Raw genomic sequence first — 20,327 nt, 5'->3', positions numbered from 1 at the left:
GTCATTACTGACCTTTAACTTCTTTCAGACCGTTGAATGGCGCACGTGCTCCCAGCGCTTCTTCGATACGGATCAGCTGGTTGTACTTAGCAACACGGTCAGAACGGCTCATAGAACCGGTTTTGATCTGGCCCGCTGCAGTACCTACCGCCAGGTCAGCGATAGTGGCGTCTTCGGTTTCACCTGAACGGTGAGAGATCACTGCGGTATAACCAGCATCTTTCGCCATTTTGATCGCAGCCAGAGTTTCGGTCAGAGAACCGATCTGGTTGAATTTGATCAGGATGGAGTTAGCGATACCTTTGTCGATACCTTCTTTCAGGATCTTGGTGTTGGTTACGAACAGGTCGTCGCCCACCAGCTGGATTTTGTCGCCCAGTACTTTAGTCTGGTATGCGAAGCCAGCCCAGTCAGATTCGTCCAGACCGTCTTCGATAGAGACGATTGGGTACTGTTTGGTCAGGTCTTCCAGGAAGTGAGTGAACTCTTCAGAGGTGAATTCTTTGTTGCCTTCACCCGCCAGCACATACTTGCCGTCTTTGTAGAATTCAGATGCTGCACAGTCCATCGCCAGGGTGATGTCTTTGCCCAGCTCGTAGCCTGCTGCTTTTACCGCTTCAGCGATAACCGCCAGCGCTTCTGCGTTGGAACCCAGGTTAGGCGCGTAGCCACCTTCGTCACCCACAGCAGTACCCATACCTTTAGACTTCAGCACTTTCGCCAGGGTGTGGAAAACTTCAGAACCCATACGGATGGCTTCTTTCAGGGTTTTTGCGCCCACAGGCTGGATCATGAATTCCTGGATGTCGACGTTGTTGTCGGCGTGCTCGCCGCCGTTGATGATGTTCATCATTGGCAGTGGCATAGAGAATTTGCCCGGGGTACCGTTCAGCTCAGCGATGTGCTCATACAGCGGCATGCCTTTGGCAGCAGCAGCGGCTTTCGCAGCAGCCAGAGAAACAGCCAGAATGGCGTTAGCGCCGAACTGGGATTTGTTCTCGGTACCGTCCAGATCGATCATGATCTTGTCGATGTTTGCCTGGTCTTTCGCGTCTTTACCCGTTACCGCGTTAGCGATAGGGCCGTTAACCGCAGCAACGGCTTTCGTTACGCCTTTACCCAGGAAACGAGATTTGTCACCGTCACGCAGTTCCAGCGCTTCGCGAGAACCGGTAGAAGCGCCTGATGGTGCAGCAGCCATACCTACGAAACCGCCTTCCAGGTGCACTTCAGCTTCAACGGTCGGGTTTCCACGGGAGTCGATGATTTCGCGACCGATGACTTTAACGATTTTGGACATTAGTTTTTCCTCAGTATCAAGTTTACTTAAACTCAGACAAACAACGCCCGGATTAACCGCCATTTTGGCGCTGCAGCGGTGTGAGCTGCAGCCCGGCATCTGGTGATTAGTCAGTCAGCGCCATTATGAAAATACTTAGTTTGCCAAACGCTTCTGGTAGTCGCTGGCGGCTTTCACAAAGCCAGCAAACAGCGGGTGACCGTCACGCGGGGTTGAGGTGAATTCCGGATGGAACTGACACGCAACAAACCATGGATGGTCAGGGATCTCAATGATCTCCACCAGCTGGTCATCCCCGGAGCGGCCTGCCACACGTAATCCAGCCGCTTCAATCTGCTTCAACAGCATATTGTTGACTTCATAACGATGGCGATGACGCTCAACAATGGTTTCTGAACCGTACAGCTGGTGAACCAGACTGTCGGTGGTCAGCTGGCACTGCTGGCTACCCAGACGCATGGTGCCGCCTAAGTCGCTCTGCTCGGTGCGCTGCTCAACATTGCCTTCTTCATCACGCCATTCGGTGATCAATGCCACCACCGGATACTTACAGTCTGGCACAAATTCCGTGGAGTTTGCGCCTTCCATTCCGGCGACGTTACGGGCGAATTCCATCAGCGCAACCTGCATACCCAGGCAAATGCCGAGGTAAGGAACGTTGTTCTCACGCGCGTAACGGGCGGTCATCAGTTTGCCTTCCACACCACGGTAGCCGAAGCCGCCAGGGATAAGAATAGCATCCAAATCTTTCAGCAATTCGACACCGCGGGTTTCAACATCCTGCGAGTCGATCAGCTTGATGTTTACCGTCACACGGTTTTTCAGACCACCGTGCTTCAGGGCTTCAATCACTGACTTGTACGCATCTGGCAGCTCGACATATTTGCCGACCATACCGATAGTCACTTCGCCGCCCGGATTGGCTTCTTCGTAGATCACCTGTTCCCATTCGGCCAGGTTCGCTTCCGGTGCATTTAGATTGAAGCGCTTACAGATAAAGTCATCCAGACCCTGGGATTTTAACATGCCCGGGATTTTATAAATGGAATCAACATCTTTGAGCGAGATTACCGCTTTTTCCGGCACGTTACAGAACAGGGCGATTTTCGCACGTTCGTTGGCGGGTACGGCGCGATCGGAACGGCAAATCAGCACGTCTGGCTGAATACCGATGGACAGCAGTTCTTTTACCGAGTGCTGAGTTGGCTTGGTTTTCACTTCGCCAGCGGCGGCCATGTAAGGCACCAGCGTCAGGTGCATATACAGGGTGTGCTCGCGGCCAACCTGAACCGCCATCTGGCGGATAGCTTCAAGGAATGGCAGGGATTCGATATCACCCACGGTGCCGCCAATTTCAACCAGCACCACATCATGGCCTTCACCGCCTTCGATGATGCGCTCTTTGATGGCATTGGTGATATGGGGGATAACCTGAATGGTCGCGCCCAGATAATCGCCCCGGCGCTCTTTGCGCAGGACTTCTGAGTAGATACGGCCAGTGGTGAAGTTGTTACGACGGCTCATCTTGGTGCGGATGAAACGCTCGTAGTGACCCAAATCCAGATCGGTCTCTGCGCCGTCGTCGGTGACGTACACTTCGCCGTGTTGAGTTGGGCTCATGGTGCCTGGGTCCACGTTGATGTACGGGTCCAGTTTCATGATGGTCACGTTAAGACCGCGTGCTTCAAGAATAGCGGCCAGGGAGGCTGCGGCAATGCCTTTTCCCAGAGAGGATACGACCCCGCCGGTCACAAAAATATAGTTCGTTGTCATGCTGAACCTGAGAAAGTAGGTTTAAAGACGATGGAATAACCAGGACGGGAAAACAGTCTACCCGAATCCCTGCAGTGCCACAATTAATCGTTTCCGATTGTCTGCCTGCCACCGTATTGACCGGCAAAATATTACCCGATTTGCCGGCGGCGGAGGTTGATACAAGTCACACTTTTGTTGAATCGAGTCAGCTATTACTCGCGGGCTTTGATTTGCTGCCAGGCGGCTTCCATCTGTTCGAGCGTTGCTTCCTGCATCGCCAGCCCTTGATCGGCAATGATCTGCTCAACCTGACGGAAGCGGCGTTCAAATTTGTCGTTGGCTTTTTGCAGCGCGATTTCCGCTTTGCTGCCCAGATGCCGCGACAGATTCACCGTGGCAAACAACAGGTCGCCAATTTCCTCTTCCAGCTTCTGTTGATCGACGACCGCCTGCTTAGCCTCATGCATCACTTCGTCGATCTCTTCATACACTTTGTCCAGCACCGGCCCAAGCGTATGCCAGTCGAAGCCGACGTTACTGCAGCGCTTCTGAATCTTGTGCGAACGCATCAAAGCTGGCAGCGCGCGCGGGATATCATCCAGCGCCGAATGCTGCGCTTTCTCCGCCCGCTCGCGGGTTTTAATCTGCTCCCAGTGAGTCAGCACATCCTGACTGCCGCTAACCTTCACGTCGGCAAAAATGTGCGGATGGCGGCGTTCCAGCTTATCGCTGATAGTGTTGCAGATATCGTCGAAGTTAAAGCGCCCTTCTTCATTGGCCATCTGCGCATAAAACACCACCTGGAACAGCAAATCGCCCAGCTCGCCCTGCAGATCGTCAAAATCTTCACGGCTGATGGCATCCAGCACTTCGTAGGTTTCTTCAAGGGTGTAAGGCGCAATGGTGGCGTAAGTCTGCTCGCGGTCCCACGGGCAACCGCCTTCAGGATCGCGCAGGGTTTTCATGATGCCCAGCAGGCGATCGAGTGCATTCATAACATTTTCCATAATCAGATTGGCAAGCGCGCCCAGAATATTGGGCATTCTTTGTTTGAACGAATCTTTAACAACGTCGTGGCGTAACTGTCGCAGTCAGTTTGCGTCCCGCCAGCGCACAGGCCAGGGAGCATACACGAGTATGTGACCTGGGCGAGCACTGCCGGCACGCAAACTGGCAAGTAAAGTCGCCACCCTGAATACTAATGCAATCTCCTGGCGTCGATGATGTCTGGGACCTGGTTCAACCGCGCAATCACTCTTCCGAGCACCTGCTGGTTGTAGATCTCAATATCCATATCGATGGTCGCCAGCTGCTTTTTGGTGTCGCTGCGGCTGGAAACTCCCAGCACGTTGACCTTTTCATTGGCCAGAATGGTGGTGATATCGCGCAGCAGGCCGCTACGATCGTTGGCGGTGACGCGCACCACCAGCGAATAACCGCTGGAGTAGCTTTCGCCCCACACCGCATCAACAATCCGTTCCGGCGCATGCGAGGTCAGATCGGTCAGCTGATCGCAGTCGGCGCGGTGGATCGAGATCCCGCGTCCCTGGGTGATAAAGCCGACGATATCGTCGCCCGGGATGGGCTGGCAGCAGCGCGCGATATGGTGCATCAGATTGCCGACGCCTTCGACCACCACCCGGCCACTCTCTTTGCTGCGCGGTGCCGCTGATTTCTGCGTGAGCTGACGCAACGCCTCGCGATCTTCTTCCTCGGCACTGGGCTTGTGCAGCTTCGACTGCAGGAAGTTGCTCATCTGGTTGAGACGGATATCGCCACCGCCGATGGCGGCCAGCAGCTCGTCCAGCGAGTTAACGTTGTAGCGCGGCAGCAGCAGCTTCTCGGCCTCTTTCATGCTGATATCAAGATGGTCCAGCTCGCTGTCGAGGATCTGACGACCCGCCACCACGTTCTTGTCACGATCCTGCTTACGGAACCAGGCATGAATTTTTGAGCGCCCGCGGCTGGTGGTGACATAGCCGAGGTTCGGGTTCAGCCAGTCGCGGCTTGGGTTCGGCTGCTTCTGGGTGATGATGTCGATCTGGTCGCCCATCTGCAGCTGATAGGTAAAGGGCACGATGCGCCCGCTGATCTTGGCACCGATGCAGCGGTGGCCGATATCGCTGTGGATATGATAGGCAAAGTCGAGCGGGGTTGAACCCGCAGGCAAATCCACCACGTCGCCTTTCGGGGTAAACACATACACCCGATCGTCGAACACCTGACTGCGCACTTCATCCAGCATTTCGCCGGAGTCCGCCATCTCTTCCTGCCAGGCAATCAGCTTACGCAGCCAGGCAATACGTTCTTCATGACCTGCCGCACCGCGCGCATTGCCGCCGGTGCCACCCTCTTTGTATTTCCAGTGCGCGGCGACGCCCAGCTCGGCATCTTCATGCATCTGGCGGGTACGGATCTGCACTTCAACGGTTTTGCCTTTCGGCCCCAGCACCACGGTATGGATTGACTGGTAACCGTTCGGTTTCGGATTGGCCACGTAGTCGTCGAATTCGCTGGGCAGATGGCGATAGAGCGTGTGCACAATCCCCAGCGCACCGTAGCAATCCTGCAGGCGTTCGGCCACGATACGCACCGCACGCACGTCAAACAGCTCGTCGAAGGTCAGCGACTTTTTCTGCATCTTGCGCCAGATGCTGTAGATGTGTTTCGGACGGCCATAGACTTCTGCCTTGACGCCCTCTTTCACAATCTCCGTGCGCAGGGATTGCACAAAGGTGTCGATATAGCCTTCACGATCGATGCGCCTTTCATGCAGTAATTTTGCAATGCGTTTGTATTCGTCGGGATGCAGATAGCGGAAGCAGAAATCTTCCAGTTCCCATTTGAGCTGGCCGATGCCGAGGCGGTTCGCCAGCGGCGCGTAGATATTGGTACATTCTTTCGCCGCCAGCACGCGCTCATCTTCCGGCGCATCCTTCACTTCGCGCAGGTGGGCGATGCGCTCGGCGAGTTTGATCACCACGCAGCGGAAATCTTCCACCATCGCCAGCAGCATCCGGCGGACGTTATCCACCTGCTCAGGCGCCATGGAATCATTGTGGGTGGCTTTCAGCTGGCGGATGGCGTCCATATCACGCACGCCGTGCACCAGTGAGACAATGGCTTTACCGAAGTGCTCTTCCAGCACCTCTTCAGAGACGACGTGGGTGTTGGCGAGTGGGAACAACAGCGCAGCCCGCAGGCTTTCGTTGTCCATACTGAGCATTGAGAGGATTTCCACCATCTCAACGCCTCGCCACAGCAGCAACGCCGCGTCAGGATGATTCCGGGTGGCTTCTTCGCAATAGCGCCAGGTCTCGGCCAGTCGTTCACATGACTGCGGATTAGAGATCCCCAAACTGGTGATCCATTGGTCGAGTGCAAACTCGCCAGCCGTATTCAAATGTGCACTTCTTACCGCAACCATATCCTCTCCTGCCTTGACGCCCGTCCGGGCGCCTATTTTCGGCTAAATAACACCATGGATTCCACGTGCCCGGTATGCGGAAACATATCAAGCAGCGTAATCCTTTCCAATTGGTAGCCGGAGGTCAGAAGACTCTGACTATCCCGAGCAAGTGTAGTCGGATTACAGGAAACATAGACCACGCGTTCGGGCGCAAGTTTAATGATGTGATCCATCACGCCTGCCGCCCCGGCACGGGCCGGATCCAATAACACCTTGTTAAATCCCTCTGCGGCCCATGGCTGCCGCGTCACATCCTCTTCCAGGTTGTGCTGAAAGAAGCTGACATTATTCAGATTATTCAGGGCGGCATTATAACCACCCTTTGCCGCTAATGCTGCAACGCCCTCCACACCCGTAACATTTTTAACGACTTTTCCTACAGGCAGCGTGAAGTTTCCCATGCCGCAAAACAGGTCAAGCACCCGATCTTCCGGTTGTAAATCGAGCCATGCTAACGCCTGGCTTACCATTTGCTCGTTCAGCGCGCCGTTGACCTGAATAAAATCGCGCGGGCTGAACGTCAGGGTCAGGTCATGGATGCGGTAGAACGGCATCTCCCCATTTACCTGCTCCAGCGTATCGCTTTCTGCTGCCAGGTATAACGCCACCTTATGCTTATGCGAAAACTGTTCCAGTTTTTCACGATCCTCAGCAATTAATGGCTCAAGATGGCGCAACACCAGCAGCGGGCCGTTATCGGCCAGCACCAGCTCGATATGCCCTAAGGTGCTGACTGCGTGTAAGGTGCTCAACACCTGATGCAGCGGCGCGATCAATGCATTAAGTTCGGGCTTTAAAATAGGGCATTGCGTCAGAGAGACCAGATCGTTGGAGCCCGCCTTGCGGAATCCCATTTGCAGCGTTTTGCTGCGCGGCTGGTAGCTGAGGCCCAGCCGGGCACGACGGCGATAGCCATACGCCTCACCGGAAAGGATGGTATCGACCTCGGCCGGCTGACCGGTTTGCTGGCTCAACAGACGCGACAGCGCCTGGGCTTTGCTGCTCTGTTGTAAAGCAGGTGAGACGTGCTGCTGCTGGCAGCCGCCACATTCGGTGAAGTGCGGGCATTTTGGCGTGACGCGGTCCGGGCTGGCCTTGAGGATTTTGCGCGTTTTCCCCCTGGCCCAGGCGCGTTTATCTTCGGTGATATCGACTTCCACCTGCTCACCCGGCAGCGCGCCTGCGATAAACAGCGCTTTACCATTATGCCTGGCCACGCCCTGGCCAAATCCATCGAGGTCATTAACCGTCACTATGATGATCTGGCGGGTCGTCACGCGCCGTTTTGCAGAGTAGAATTGCGCCATTATTCGCCTGTCCCGAAAGTAATCAGCTGTGTCAGCCACTAAAAAGCGTGCGTAGCCTACACCAGCATACGGATTAATTCGACCCGCGTGATGGCCGGGCGAAAGAGATTTTCTTAAGGAAGTTTATGACCAAATATAGCCTGCGGGCACGGATGATGATTTTAATACTGGCCCCGACGCTGATGATTGGCCTGTTATTAAGTACGTTTTTCATCGTACATCGCTATAACGAGCTGCAGAACCAGTTAGTGGACGCGGGCGCCAACATCATCGAGCCGCTGGCGGTTGCCAGTGAATATGGCATGACCTTTCACAGTAAAGAGTCGGTCAGGCAGCTGGTCAGCCTGCTGCACCGTCGCCACTCGGAAATCGTCCGCTCTATTTCGATTTTTGACGCGCAAAATCAGCTATTCGTCACCTCGAACTTTCATACCGACGCCGATAAGCTGCGGCTGCCGGCCGGGCAAAAATTGTCGAATTTATTCAGCTATCAGCGCGAAGGCAATTCGGTCATTCTGCGCACGCCAATTGTCTCTGAAAGCTATTATCCCGACGAGTCACCCGGCGAAGATGCCAAACCCGACGGCAATCCCCTCGGCTATGTGGCGATTGAATTAGATCTGCAGTCGGTGCGCTTGCAGCAATATAAGGAGGTATTTGTCTCCACCCTGCTGCTGCTGCTCTGTTTGTGTCTGGCGATGTACTTTGCCTATCGCCTGATGCGCGATGTCACCAGCCCGATCCGCGATATGGTCAGCACCGTTGACCGCATTCGTCGCGGCCAGCTGGACAGCCGGGTCAACGGCAATATGCTCGGTGAGCTGGATATGCTGAAGAACGGCATCAATTCGATGGCCATGTCGTTAACCGCCTACCACGAAGAGATGCAGCAAAATATCGACCAGGCGACCTCCGATCTGCGCGAAACGCTGGAGCAGATGGAGATCCAGAACGTGGAGCTGGATTTAGCCAAAAAGCGCGCGCAGGAAGCTGCGAGGATCAAGTCCGAGTTCCTGGCAAATATGTCGCACGAGCTGCGCACGCCGCTGAACGGCGTGATCGGCTTTACCCGCCAGACGCTGAAAACCCCGCTGAATATTACCCAACGCGACTATCTGCACACCATCGAGCGGTCGGCCAATAACCTGTTAAGCATCATCAACGACGTGCTCGACTTTTCCAAGCTGGAAGCGGGCAAGCTGGTGCTGGAAACCATCCCGTTCCCGCTGCGCGACACGCTGGATGAAGTGGTGGTGCTGCTGGCGCAGTCGGCCCATGAAAAAGGGCTGGAATTAACGCTCAGCATTCAGCCGGAGGTGCCGGATAACACCATCGGCGATCCGCTGCGCCTGCAGCAAATCATCATCAATCTGTTAGGCAACGCGATCAAATTTACCGAGCGGGGCAACATCGATATCCGTATTGAGCTGCGTTCGCTGAGCACTAACCGGGTGAATCTGGAAGTGCAGATCCACGATACCGGTATTGGCATCTCCGAGAAGCAGCAGTCGCAGCTGTTCCAGGCGTTCCGTCAGGCCGACGCCAGCATTTCCCGTCGCCATGGCGGAACCGGGCTTGGGCTGGTGATCACCCAAAAGCTGGTGAACGAAATGGGCGGGGAAATCTCGCTGCACAGCCGGATGAATCAGGGTTCCACCTTCTGGTTCAATATCAACCTGGCGCTGAATCCGAATGCCAATAGCGATCGCCGGGCGACGGACTGCCTGATCGGTAAACGCCTGGCGTATGTTGAAGCCAACAGTGCCGCGGCAAAAGCGACGCTTGAAATGCTCGGCGCCACGCAGATGAACATCAGCTACAGCACCACGCTGGATGGCCTGCCGGACGGGCATTTTGATGCCCTGCTGCTGGGCCTGCCGGTGACCAAACAGGCCGACCGGGAAATCTCCGCCGAGCTGCTGCTACCCGCCTTGAAAAGCGCCGATAACCTGATCATGGCCTTGCCTTGCCAGATGCAGATTTATGCCGAGGAGCTGAAGTCTCGCGGCGTCAACGCCTGCCTGATTAAGCCGGTCAGCCTGACGCGTTTGCTGCCGGTACTGATTGAGAACCACACCCGCGAAGCGGTCTACCTGCCTGCCCGTCTGCGCCTGCCGCTGACGGTGATGGCGGTGGATGACAATCCGGCCAACCTCAAGCTGATTGGCGCGCTGCTGGAAGAGCAGGTCGAAAATATCGTGTTGTGCGACAGCGGTGAAGCGGCGATCAAGCAGGCGCAGCAGCGTAATCTGGACATTATCCTGATGGATATTCAGATGCCGGATATCGACGGCATCCGCGCCAGCGAAATCATCCGCAGTTATCCGCAGCACGCCTCCACGCCGATTGTGGCGGTGACTGCTCATGCGCTGGATGGTGAGAAAGAGCACCTGATTGAAGCCGGGATGAACGACTACCTCGCCAAGCCAATTGATGAAGCCAAACTGAGCCAATTGCTGGCGCGCTACACGCCGGGATTACTGGCGGTGGCGGCGAAATTGCAGGATGTTCCGGCGTCGCTGGACTGGCAGCTGGCGCTGCGTCAGGCGGCGAATAAGCCGGATTTGGCGCGCGATCTGCTGCAAATGCTGGTGGACTTCCTGCCGGAGGTGAAGGGGCTGGTAGAGAGTTATATGGCGTCTGACGATACGCTGGCGCTACGTGACATTATTCATAAGCTGCACGGCAGCGCCAGCTACAGCGGCGTGCCAAGGCTGAAGCAGCTTTGTCTGCAGCTGGAACAAGGCCTGCGCGCCCATGACAGCATTGATGCGGTGGAACCGGAGCTGTTTGAACTGCTGGATGAGATGGAAAATGTGGCCAGACTGGCGAAAAATCGGTTGAGTCTCTAAGCCCGGATGGCCGCTAAACAGCGGCCTGATAACCGTCAGAGTTTTTGCCCTATTGCCAGCGTCGCCGCAATATTGCGCGCGCTTAAACGCACGTTTTCGGCGGCATTATCCAGCGCTTCTTCCAGCGTGCAGATGCTGTAAATCACGCTGAACACCGCGTCCAGACCATGCTGATGCACGATCCCCACGTCTTTGGTCAGGCTGCCCGCAATACCAATCACCGGTTTGTTATAGCGTTTCGCCACCTGAGCCACGCCAATAGGCACTTTACCGTGAATGGACTGGCTGTCGATTCGGCCTTCACCGGTGATCACCAGCGTCGCATCCTTCACCAGCGCATCCAGCCCTAACGCTTCGGTAACGATTTCGATACCGCGACGCAGTTCTGCCTGGCAGAAAGCGTGCAATGCCACGCCCATGCCGCCCGCCGCGCCGCCGCCGGCAATGGTCAGCACATCTTTATCCAGATCGCGGCGGATCACCCCGGCGTAATGCGCCAGCGCGCTATCCAGCTGTTTCACCAGTTCTGGCGTTGCGCCTTTTTGTGGACCAAAAATGGCCGACGCGCCTTCTTCACCCAGCAACGGATTGGTGACATCGCAGGCCACTTCAAAGCGACAGTGTTTAATGCGGGAATCGAACTGGCTCATATCAATGCGGGCCAGGGCCGGCAGCTGTCCACCGCCATAACCAATCTGCTGGCCGTCCGTGTCCAGCAACTGTGCACCCAGCGCCTGCACCATCCCGGCACCGCCATCATTGGTGGCGCTGCCGCCGATGCCAATAATAAAGTGCTCAACACCCTTATCCAGCGCGTTACGGATCAGCTCGCCGGTGCCATAAGAGGTGGTGATCAGCGGATCGCGCTGGGCGGCCGGCACCAGCTCCAGCCCGCTGGCCGCCGCCATCTCAATAAATGCGCAGCTTTCGTCACCGGATAAGCCGTAAAAAGCGCTCACCGTTTCGCCCAGCGGGCCAGTGACATCAAGCTCAATTATTTTGCCTTTGGTTGCCGCTACCATCGCCTCGACAGTTCCCTCTCCGCCATCTGCTACCGGCAGCTTAACGTAGTGCGCGTCGGGAAATATCTCGCGAAACCCCAGCTCGATCTGCGTGGCGACCTGCTGAGCCGACAGGCTCTCTTTATATGAATCCGGTGCGATTACTATTTTCATACGGTTTCCTGGCGCGTTGACCTGGCCTCAACCAAAAGTGCAGATACCGGCCTGCGGACAAGCCGGACCATAGGCTATTTAGTGATTTCCACTTTCGCTAACTTCTCATAGTAGCAAGCCAGCGCGCTGTGGTCGGACGTGCCCATGCCATCGGCCTTCACCGCCTGCATCATCTCCATCACCGCCGCCGTTAATGGCAGCTGCGCGCCCACGCCATGAGAGGTATCCAGCGCATTGGCTAAATCCTTGATATGCAGATCGATACGGAAACCAGGCTTGAAGTTGCGATCCATCACCATCGGCGCTTTGGCTTCCAGCACGGTGCTGCCGGCCAGACCGCCACGGATCGCCTGGAACACCAGTTCCGGGTTCACGCCCGCCTTGGTAGCCAGCGTCAGCGCTTCGGACATGGCGGCAATGTTCAGCGCCACAATCACCTGATTTGCCAGCTTGGTGACGTTACCGGCACCAATATCGCCGGTGTGCACCACCGAGCCCGCCATCGCTTTCATGATGTCGTAGCACTGATCAAACAGCTCTTTATCGCCGCCGACCATCACCGACAGCGTGCCTTCAATCGCTTTCGGTTCGCCGCCGCTAACCGGCGCATCCAGCAGCGAGATGCTTTTCTTCGCCAGCTCATCGTGAATTTCACGGCTGGCCAGCGGCGCAATGGAACTCATATCAATCACGATAGTGCCCGGTTTTGCGCCCTGGATCACGCTGTCTTCACCGAGCAGGGCTTCTTTCACCTGGGGTGAGTTAGGCAGCATGGTGATGATCACATCGCTCTGCTCGGCCACTTCTTTCGCGCTGCCGGCCACCGTCGCCCCCAGGCTTACCAGCTCAGCTTCGTTTTCGCGGTTATGGTCGCGAACCACTAACGAGTAACCTGCTTTCACCAGGTTTTTGCTCATGGGTTTGCCCATGATGCCCAGACCAATAAAGCCAATTTTCATTTTTTCTTCTCCAGATTCGGGGGATTATTTTTTGAAGCGGTCGCACAGCGCCTGCGTGGCACCACGGAAAACGCCAACGTCGCTGCCTACAGCAACAAATCCAGCGCCCCACTCCAGATAACGACGGGCATCGGCTTCGACCGGCGCCAGGATACCGCTTGGCTTGCCAGCGGCTTTGGCCCGCTCGAACAGGTATTTGATCACTTTCAACACTTCCGGATGCGCGGGCTGGCCGAGGTAGCCCAACGCGGCGGACAGGTCGCCAGGGCCGACAAAAATGCCGTCCACGCCGTCGACCGCAGCAATCGCATCAATGTTGTCGACGCCCAGCTGGGTTTCAATCTGCACCAGCACCGTCACGTTATCGTTGATGGTGTTGTTGTAGTCCGGCACCGTGCCGTACATGTTGCTGCGGTGCGAAACCGAGACGCCACGGATCCCGGCTGGCGGATAACGGGTGGAGGCGACCGCGCGGATGGCTTCCTCTTCGGTTTCGACAAAAGGCACCAGGAAGTTGGAGAAACCGATATCCAGCAGGCGTTTGATGATCACCGGCTCGTTGGTCGGTGGACGTACCACCGGCGCACTGTGGCTACCTTTCAGCGCCATCAGCTGCGGCACAAAGGTGGTGATGTCATTCGGCGCATGCTCACCGTCCAGCACTAACCAGTCAAAACCGGCCAGCCCAAGCACTTCCGTGGTCAGCGGGTTAGCCATGGCACACCAGCTGCCAATTAAGGTTTCACCGGCCAGCAGGCGCTGACGGAAGCTGTTGGGGTTGTTTACGTAGCTCATCAGTAACTCCTGTGAAAGAAAATTAGCGCACCAGACAGGGGCGTTTATTGTCGAAGGTCCAGTTCGGCACCAGGAACTGCATGGCCTGCGCATCGTCGCGCGCGCCCAGTCCGTGCTTCAGATAGAGCTGATGAGCCTGCATGACTTTATCCATATCCAGCTCCACGCCCAGTCCCGGTTGTTGCGGAACCTGCACCCGTCCGCCTTTAATTTGCAGCGGTTGTCGGGTCAGTCCCTGATTGCCTTCCTGCCAAATCCAGTGGGTATCGATGGCGGTAATTTTGCCAGGCGCGGCGGCGGCCACATGGGTGAACATCGCCAGCGAAATATCGAAATGATTATTGGAGTGCGAACCCCAGGTGAGGCCAAAGTCATGGCACATCTGCGCCACGCGAACCGAACCTTGCATGGTCCAGAAGTGCGGATCAGCCAGCGGAATATCGACCGACTGCAAGGACAAAGTATGGCCCATCTGCCGCCAGTCGGTGGCAATCATATTGGTGGCGGTCGGCAGTCCGGTTGCCCGGCGGAACTCGGCCATCACTTCACGGCCGGAATAGCCCTGCTCGGCACCACAGGGATCTTCCGCATACGCCAGCACGCCCTTCAGCTGCTTGCCCAGCGAAATCGCCTCGTTAAGTGACCAGGCGCCGTTCGGATCGAGGGTGATCCTCGCCTGCGGGAAGCGTTTAGCCAGCGCGGTCACCGCTTCGGCCTCTTCGCTGCCTGCCAGCACGCCGCCTTTTAGTTTGAAATCGTTAAAGCCGTATTTCTCGTAGGCCGCTTCAGCCAGCCGCACGACCGTTTCCGGGCTCAGCGCTTCCTGATGGCGCAGGCGATACCAGTCGCAGCTGTCTTCGGGCTGACTTTGGTAAGGCAAGTCGGTCTTACGGCTGTCGCCGATGTAGAACAGGTAGCCCAACATTTCGACCTGGTCGCGCTGCTGACCGTCACCGAGCAACGAAGCCACATTAACGCCGAGGTGCTGACCCAGCAGATCCAGCAGCGCCGCTTCAATGCCGGTAACCACATGAATGGTGGTGCGCAGATCGAAGGTCTGATTTCCCCTGCCGCTGGCATCACGATCGGCGAAAGTTTCGCGCACGTGGCTCAGCAGGTTTTTATATTCGCCCAACCCGTGGCCGATAATCAGCTGCGCCGCGTCTTCCAGCGTTTTACGAATTTTCTCGCCGCCGGGAATTTCACCCACGCCAGTGTGCCCGGAGTTGTCTTTGATGATCACGATATTGCGGGTGAAAAACGGCGCGTGCGCGCCACTCAGATTCAGCAACATGCTGTCGTGACCGGCCACCGGGATAACCTGCATTTCGGTGACTAACGGGGTTCCTGTCATCGCGTTCATAACTCTTCCTTACCTGTCAGGGTTCAGCGTCCAAAGGCCGGACGTTTACGATCGAAGGTCCAGCCGGGGACCAGATACTGCATTGACGTGGCGTCATTACGGGAGCCGCCAGGCAACGTTTTGTAGAGTTCGTGGGCCTTCTCGATTTGCGCCCAGTCCAGCTCAACGCCCAGCCCCGGTGCGTCCGGAACCGCAATTTTGCCCTGGCGGATCTGTAATGGATTTTTGGTCAGGCGCTGGTCGCCTTCCTGCCAGATCCAGTGGGTATCAATGGCGGTCGGCTTACCCGGTGCGGCTGCGGCAACGTGGGTAAACATCGCCAGAGAGATATCGAAATGGTTGTTGGAGTGACAGCCCCAGGTGAGGCCCCAGTCATCACAGAGTTGCGCCACGCGCACCGCGCCGCTCAAGGTCCAGAAATGCGGATCCGCCAACGGGATATCGACCGAATTCAGCATCACCGCGTGATTCATCTCGCGCCAGTTAGTGGCAATCATATTGGTGGCGACCGGCAAACCGGTGGCGCGGCGGAATTCCGCCATCACTTCGCGGCCGGAGTAGCCCTGCTCTGCGCCGCAGGGATCCTCGGCATAGGTCAGAATCCCCTGCAGGTCTTTGCACAGCGCGATGGCTTCATCCAGGTGCCAGGCACCGTTTGGATCAACGGTGATCCGCGCATCCGGGAATCGCTTCTTCATCGCTTTGACGGCATCGATTTCCTGCTCGCCAGGTAAAACGCCGCCTTTCAGCTTGAAGTCCCTGAAGCCATATTTATCCTGTGCGGCTTCCCCCAGGCGAACAATGGCGGCGCTGTCCATCGCCTTTTGATGACGCAGGTGATACCAGTCGTGGCCAGATTTCTCGCCCGCCAGATACGGCAGATCGCTTTTCTCCCGGTCGCCGACGTAGAACAGGTAGCCCAGCACCGTCACTTCATCGCGCTGTTTACCGGGTCCAAGCAGTTCAGCCACCGGCACATTCAGGCATTTGCCCAGTAAATCCAGCAGCGCGGCTTCCAGCGCAGCCACCGCGTTAACCCGCAGTTCGAAGGTCCAGGCGCCTTTGCCAAAGGTATCGAAGTCCGCAGACTGATTGCCTTTGTGCACCTGCTGCACCAGGCTGTTCATCCTGGCCACTTCTTTACCGATCACCTGCGGGATGGCATCGACCAGCGTCTGGTAAATGGTTTCGCCGCCTGGCGCTTCCCCGACGCCGGTGTGCCCGGCGCTGTCCGTTAACACCACAATGTTGCGGGTGAAGAAGGCGCCATGCGCGCCGCCGATGTTCAACAGCATGCTGTCGTGGCCCGCCACCGGAATGACTTTCATCTCAGTAATGACAGGACTGCTTTGCGTGGTCATAACGCGTCCTTACAAAGGTTTCAGTTCGATGCGTTTGATATCCTGTACCAGCACCAGATAGCTCAGGACGGCGACAAAGGCATGGATACCCACATAAATCAGCGCACCGTTGTACGAGCCGGTAGACGCAATGATGTAGCCGATGGCGATTGGCGTAATGATGCCGGAGATGTTGCCGAACATATTGAACAGACCGCCGCTCAGGCCACTGATCTCTTTCGGCGCGGTATCCGCCATCACCGCCCAGCCCAGTGCACCAATCCCTTTACCGAAGAACGCCAGCGCCATAAAGAACACCACCACCCATTCGGTATCGACGTAGTTACACACCACCATCGAAATCGACAGCAACATGCCGAGCACGATCGGGGTTTTACGGGCGATATTCAGCGAGCCGGTTTTGCGCATCAGCCAGTCGGAAATAATCCCGCCCAGCACGCCGCCAAGGAAGCCGCAGATCGCCGGGATTGAGGCAACCATCCCGGCCTTCAGAATCGACATACCGCGCGCCTGCACCAGATAGACCGGGAACCAGGTAATAAAGAAATAGGTTAAGGCGTTAATGCAATACTGACCCAGGTAGATGCCGACCATCATGCGCGAGGTGACTAACTGTTTGATTTGATGCCTTTTCTCAGCCCAGCTAACCTTACGTTCTTCTTTTTTCTGATCCATATTGATCAGCGCACCGCCCTGCTCCATGTACTCCAGCTCGGCTTTGTTAACGCCCGGATGGTCGTTTGGATCGTGGATCACTTTCAGCCAGATAAAGCTGAGGATGATGCCGAGGCCACCCATAAACCAGAACACGTGCGCCCAGCCAACGGAAGAGACCAGCCAGCCCATAATCGGCGCGAAGATCACCGTAGCGAAGTACTGTGCGGAGTTAAAGATAGCGACCGCGGTGCCACGCTCCTGCGCCGGGAACCAGGCCGCAACAATACGGCTGTTGCCCGGGAAGGAAGGTGCCTCTGCCAGGCCGACCAGGAATCGCAACATAAACAGCGTGGCGATAATGGTGAAGCCGCTGAACAGATCCACGAAGCCTTGCAGTAAGGTGAACAGCGACCAGAGGAAGATACTCCAGAAGTAGACGCGTTTAGACCCGAAGCGGTCCAGCAGCCAGCCTCCCGGAATTTGGCCAATCACATAGGCCCATGAGAATGCGGAGAAGATGTAACCCAGGCCTACCGAGCTGAGCCCGATATCCTTGGACATGGCGGAACCGGCAATGGCGATGGTCGCCCGGTCGCCATAGTTGAAAGAGGTGACGATAAATAACATCACCACTATCCAGTAGCGAGCATTTGTTCTTTTTTGCACGGCGCTCGCAGCACTACTGATTGAATTCATGATGCACTCCTGAAATATAGCGGTCAGGCTACTTTCACTCTGAACTGCATACACATCGCGTTGGGTATCAGAATGATGTTGGGTTAAACACAGCGATTAATTTGGCAGAATAGTTTTCACGCAGCGTGGCAATATCTCATCGTTCTGTTCGCTAAAAAGTATAGGAATAGCCCAAACGGAATACATCGGTAAATAGCCCTATAAAAAGCCATAAATATTCATATTCTTATGGCATATGCACAACCCCTTGCGGGGTGGCTCACGGAACCCGACCGTTCTGCGTGGGCGGTCACAGTCCGGTGGCTTTCCCCTTGCCTTTGTGAGCGTTCTCACTGATATCTGTACGTATGCCAGAAAAAGTCCTGCTCATCCGCCAGTATGTCGGACATCTGCATAATGTTTTCCACCGGGCGGGCTTTTATACTGTTTGGCAGCAGAATACGATTCAGGCACAAAAGGACGCATCGTTCATCACGGAGAGAATAAAAGACGCTTACCTTACTTATTTTCAGGAATTGTCGAGCAATGAACATTCAAAAAAACGATCCGCCCCTTTATATAAAGGTCCATGAGAACGATAACGTTGCCATCGTGGTAAATAATAACGGCCTGGTGGCGGGAACTGAATTTCCTTGCGGGTTGGTACTAAAAGAACATATTCCTCAGGGTCACAAAGTGGCTCTCAGTGATATTGCCAAAGGCGCGAATATTATTCGTTATGGCGAAGTGATTGGCTATGCGGTGAGGGATATCTCACGCGGTGGCTGGATTGACGAATCGCTGGTGGTGCTGCCCGAAGCGCCGGAGCTGTCCAGCCTGCCTCTCGCCAACAATATTCCCCCGGCATTGCCGCCGCTGGAAGGCTATACCTTTGAAGGCTACCGCAATGCGGATGGCAGCGTCGGCACGCGCAATCTGCTGGCCATCACCACCAGCGTTCACTGCGTCGCGGGCGTGGTCGATTATGTGGTGAAGATCATCGAGCGCGACCTGCTGCCTGCGTTCCCGAACGTTGATGGCGTGGTGGCATTAAATCACTTATACGGCTGTGGCGTGGCGATCAACGCGCCCGCAGCCGTCGTGCCGATCCGCACCATTCACAACCTGGCGCTGAACGCCAACTTCGGTGGAGAAGTGATGGTGGTCGGTTTGGGCTGCGAGAAACTTCAGCCCGAGCGCCTGCTGGAAGGCACGCCCGACGTGCAGACCATTTCGCTGGGCGAAGAAGATGTTGTGCGCCTGCAGGATGAAAAGCATATCGGATTTGAATCGATGGTCGACGATATCCTGCAGGTGGCCCGGCGGCATTTACAGCGCCTGAATCAGCGGCAGCGCGAAACGGTTCCGGCTTCGGAATTGATTATCGGTATGCAGTGCGGTGGCAGCGACGCCTTCTCCGGCGTGACCGCGAATCCGGCCGTAGGCTATGCCTCTGATTTGCTGGTGCGCTGTGGAGCCACCGTGATGTTTTCTGAAGTAACGGAAGTGCGTGATGCCATTCATCTGCTGACGCCACGGGTGATCAATGAAGAGGTGGGCAAACGCCTGCTGGAAGAGATGGCCTGGTACGACGACTACCTGAATATGGGCCAGACCGACCGCAGCGCCAACCCTTCGCCAGGCAATAAAAAAGGCGGGCTGGCCAACGTGGTCGAAAAAGCGCTGGGTTCGATCGCTAAATCCGGCCGCAGCCCGATTGTAGAGGTGCTTTCGCCAGGGCAGCGTCCGACCCGACGCGGGCTGATCTACGCCGCCACCCCGGCCAGTGATTTTGTTTGCGGAACGCAGCAGATGGCGTCCGGTATTACCCTGCAGGTGTTTACCACCGGACGGGGAACACCCTATGGCCTGGCCGCCATCCCGGTGATCAAAATGGCGACACGCAACGCGCTGGCCGACAGATGGTTCGACCTGATGGATATTAATGCCGGAACGATTGCCACGGGAGAAGAGAGTATTGAGCAGGTGGGAGCGCGATTGTTTGAGCTGATTCTGGATATTGCCAGCGGACGTAAACAAACCTGGTCCGATCGATGGGGTATTCACAATGCGCTGGCGGTGTTTAACCCTGCGCCAGTCACCTGATTGACGGCTGAGACAAACAGCGAGCGCATCCGGCTATTGATGCCAGGATGCGCCCGACCCAACCGGCGTCGGGAAAAGCGTCAACGGTTTAGCCGATCTGCTTTGCCCAGTCTTCAATCCACGGAGAAGTGATCTCTTCCGGTTCCGGGTTCTCAGTCGCATCCACTAACAGCACCTCACCCACGCGTTTAGCACTGTGTTCCTGCAACAGGGCATCAAACTTCTTGCCGCCGCCACAGAAATCTTCGTAGCTGCTGTCGCCCAACGCAATCACACCGTACTGCAACGTCGGCTGATGGCCCAGCTTGTCTTTGATGGCATGAAACAGCGGAGCGATGCTGTCCGGCAAATCACCCTGACCGGTGGTGGAGGTGATAATCAGCGCCACATGATCGGCATAACGCTGCCAGTCATCCAGCGTCGGATCTTCAAAAATCTTAACCTGATGTCCCTGGTCGATCAGCAGAGGTTCAGCCTCTTCCGCCACCAGCAGCGCATTACCGTAAACGGTGCCTACAAAAATACCTACCTGAGCCATGCTTTTCTCCATTGC

At 56.2% G+C, this 20,327-nt stretch carries 14 protein-coding genes; 2 read left to right on the top strand and 12 right to left on the bottom strand.

The features are described 5' to 3' along the window. Window positions 1–4: 4 nt before the first annotated feature. The 5 genes from eno to rlmD all read right to left on the bottom strand — a co-directional run bounded on the left by eno (window position 5) and on the right by rlmD (window position 7,831). Window positions 5–1,300, bottom strand: a complete 1,296-nt coding sequence (eno, locus tag AC0IXH_RS22970) for a phosphopyruvate hydratase (RefSeq protein WP_013203559.1) — start codon at window positions 1,298–1,300, stop codon at window positions 5–7. Between the two features lie 135 nt (window positions 1,301–1,435). Further along, window positions 1,436–3,073, bottom strand: coding sequence for a glutamine hydrolyzing CTP synthase (pyrG, locus tag AC0IXH_RS22965; RefSeq protein WP_013203560.1), 1,638 nt, complete (start codon window positions 3,071–3,073; stop codon window positions 1,436–1,438). 194 nt (window positions 3,074–3,267) lie between these two features. After that, complete coding sequence (gene mazG / locus AC0IXH_RS22960; protein ID WP_346599194.1) at window positions 3,268–4,050, bottom strand: nucleoside triphosphate pyrophosphohydrolase; 783 nt, start codon at window positions 4,048–4,050, stop codon at window positions 3,268–3,270. 203 nt (window positions 4,051–4,253) lie between these two features. Beyond that, complete coding sequence (relA, locus tag AC0IXH_RS22955) at window positions 4,254–6,482, bottom strand: GTP diphosphokinase (protein WP_013203562.1); 2,229 nt, start codon at window positions 6,480–6,482, stop codon at window positions 4,254–4,256. A 32-nt stretch (window positions 6,483–6,514) separates the two neighbouring features. Then, a complete protein-coding gene (rlmD, locus tag AC0IXH_RS22950) occupies window positions 6,515–7,831 on the bottom strand; it encodes a 23S rRNA (uracil(1939)-C(5))-methyltransferase RlmD (protein ID WP_013203563.1) in 1,317 nt (438 codons plus the stop codon). 125 nt (window positions 7,832–7,956) lie between these two features. Here rlmD and barA point away from each other — a divergent pair, with 125 nt between their 5' ends. Beyond that, window positions 7,957–10,683 (top strand): two-component sensor histidine kinase BarA, encoded by a 2,727-nt coding sequence (gene barA / locus AC0IXH_RS22945; protein ID WP_471721069.1) that lies wholly within the window; start codon window positions 7,957–7,959, stop codon window positions 10,681–10,683. A gap of 35 nt (window positions 10,684–10,718) precedes the next feature. Here barA and AC0IXH_RS22940 read toward each other — a convergent pair whose 3' ends face one another. The 6 genes from AC0IXH_RS22940 to AC0IXH_RS22915 all read right to left on the bottom strand — a co-directional run bounded on the left by AC0IXH_RS22940 (window position 10,719) and on the right by AC0IXH_RS22915 (window position 17,689). Next, window positions 10,719–11,858 carry a glycerate kinase gene (locus AC0IXH_RS22940; protein WP_346567055.1) on the bottom strand — a complete coding sequence of 380 codons (1,140 nt, stop codon included), beginning with the start codon at window positions 11,856–11,858 and terminating at the stop codon, window positions 10,719–10,721. A gap of 74 nt (window positions 11,859–11,932) precedes the next feature. Continuing rightward, on the bottom strand, window positions 11,933–12,817 hold the full coding sequence (gene garR / locus AC0IXH_RS22935) for a 2-hydroxy-3-oxopropionate reductase (RefSeq protein ID WP_013203566.1): 885 nt from the start codon (window positions 12,815–12,817) through the stop codon (window positions 11,933–11,935). A 24-nt stretch (window positions 12,818–12,841) separates the two neighbouring features. Then, the gene (garL, locus tag AC0IXH_RS22930) at window positions 12,842–13,612 is read right to left on the bottom strand and encodes a 2-dehydro-3-deoxyglucarate aldolase (RefSeq protein ID WP_013203567.1); all 771 of its coding nucleotides are present in this window, start codon (window positions 13,610–13,612) and stop codon (window positions 12,842–12,844) included. 22 nt (window positions 13,613–13,634) lie between these two features. Beyond that, entirely contained in the window at window positions 13,635–14,975 is a 1,341-nt protein-coding gene (gene gudD, locus AC0IXH_RS22925; RefSeq protein ID WP_471721068.1) for a glucarate dehydratase, read from the bottom strand. 23 nt (window positions 14,976–14,998) lie between these two features. Beyond that, window positions 14,999–16,336, bottom strand: coding sequence for an enolase C-terminal domain-like protein (locus AC0IXH_RS22920; protein ID WP_013203569.1), 1,338 nt, complete (start codon window positions 16,334–16,336; stop codon window positions 14,999–15,001). 9 nt (window positions 16,337–16,345) lie between these two features. Next, on the bottom strand, window positions 16,346–17,689 hold the full coding sequence (locus tag AC0IXH_RS22915) for an MFS transporter (RefSeq protein ID WP_346599190.1): 1,344 nt from the start codon (window positions 17,687–17,689) through the stop codon (window positions 16,346–16,348). Window positions 17,690–18,214: 525 nt separating this feature from the next. On the opposite strand from AC0IXH_RS22915, the gene garD reads away from it, so the two are divergent. Further along, window positions 18,215–19,774, top strand: a complete 1,560-nt coding sequence (garD, locus tag AC0IXH_RS22910) for a galactarate dehydratase (RefSeq protein ID WP_471721067.1) — start codon at window positions 18,215–18,217, stop codon at window positions 19,772–19,774. 88 nt (window positions 19,775–19,862) lie between these two features. Here garD and AC0IXH_RS22905 read toward each other — a convergent pair whose 3' ends face one another. Next, the gene (locus tag AC0IXH_RS22905; RefSeq protein ID WP_013203573.1) at window positions 19,863–20,312 is read right to left on the bottom strand and encodes a flavodoxin; all 450 of its coding nucleotides are present in this window, start codon (window positions 20,310–20,312) and stop codon (window positions 19,863–19,865) included. Window positions 20,313–20,327: the final 15 nt, after the last annotated feature.

The organism is Erwinia sp. AC075 (assembly GCF_979253995.1).
This window is presented reverse-complemented; position numbering and strand designations above follow the sequence as displayed.

What these genes read in the sequence shown, in the direction of transcription:
- eno (WP_013203559.1), bottom strand. Translation starts at nt 1,300, where the DNA reads ATGTCCAAAATCGTTAAAGTCATCGGTCGCGAAATCATCGACTCCCGT.
- pyrG (WP_013203560.1), bottom strand. Translation starts at nt 3,073, where the DNA reads ATGACAACGAACTATATTTTTGTGACCGGCGGGGTCGTATCCTCTCTG.
- mazG (WP_346599194.1), bottom strand. Translation starts at nt 4,050, where the DNA reads ATGAATGCACTCGATCGCCTGCTGGGCATCATGAAAACCCTGCGCGAT.
- relA (WP_013203562.1), bottom strand. Translation starts at nt 6,482, where the DNA reads ATGGTTGCGGTAAGAAGTGCACATTTGAATACGGCTGGCGAGTTTGCA.
- rlmD (WP_013203563.1), bottom strand. Translation starts at nt 7,831, where the DNA reads ATGGCGCAATTCTACTCTGCAAAACGGCGCGTGACGACCCGCCAGATC.
- barA (WP_471721069.1), top strand. Translation starts at nt 7,957, where the DNA reads ATGACCAAATATAGCCTGCGGGCACGGATGATGATTTTAATACTGGCC.
- AC0IXH_RS22940 (WP_346567055.1), bottom strand. Translation starts at nt 11,858, where the DNA reads ATGAAAATAGTAATCGCACCGGATTCATATAAAGAGAGCCTGTCGGCT.
- garR (WP_013203566.1), bottom strand. Translation starts at nt 12,817, where the DNA reads ATGAAAATTGGCTTTATTGGTCTGGGCATCATGGGCAAACCCATGAGC.
- garL (WP_013203567.1), bottom strand. Translation starts at nt 13,612, where the DNA reads ATGAGCTACGTAAACAACCCCAACAGCTTCCGTCAGCGCCTGCTGGCC.
- gudD (WP_471721068.1), bottom strand. Translation starts at nt 14,975, where the DNA reads ATGAACGCGATGACAGGAACCCCGTTAGTCACCGAAATGCAGGTTATC.
- AC0IXH_RS22920 (WP_013203569.1), bottom strand. Translation starts at nt 16,336, where the DNA reads ATGACCACGCAAAGCAGTCCTGTCATTACTGAGATGAAAGTCATTCCG.
- AC0IXH_RS22915 (WP_346599190.1), bottom strand. Translation starts at nt 17,689, where the DNA reads ATGAATTCAATCAGTAGTGCTGCGAGCGCCGTGCAAAAAAGAACAAAT.
- garD (WP_471721067.1), top strand. Translation starts at nt 18,215, where the DNA reads ATGAACATTCAAAAAAACGATCCGCCCCTTTATATAAAGGTCCATGAG.
- AC0IXH_RS22905 (WP_013203573.1), bottom strand. Translation starts at nt 20,312, where the DNA reads ATGGCTCAGGTAGGTATTTTTGTAGGCACCGTTTACGGTAATGCGCTG.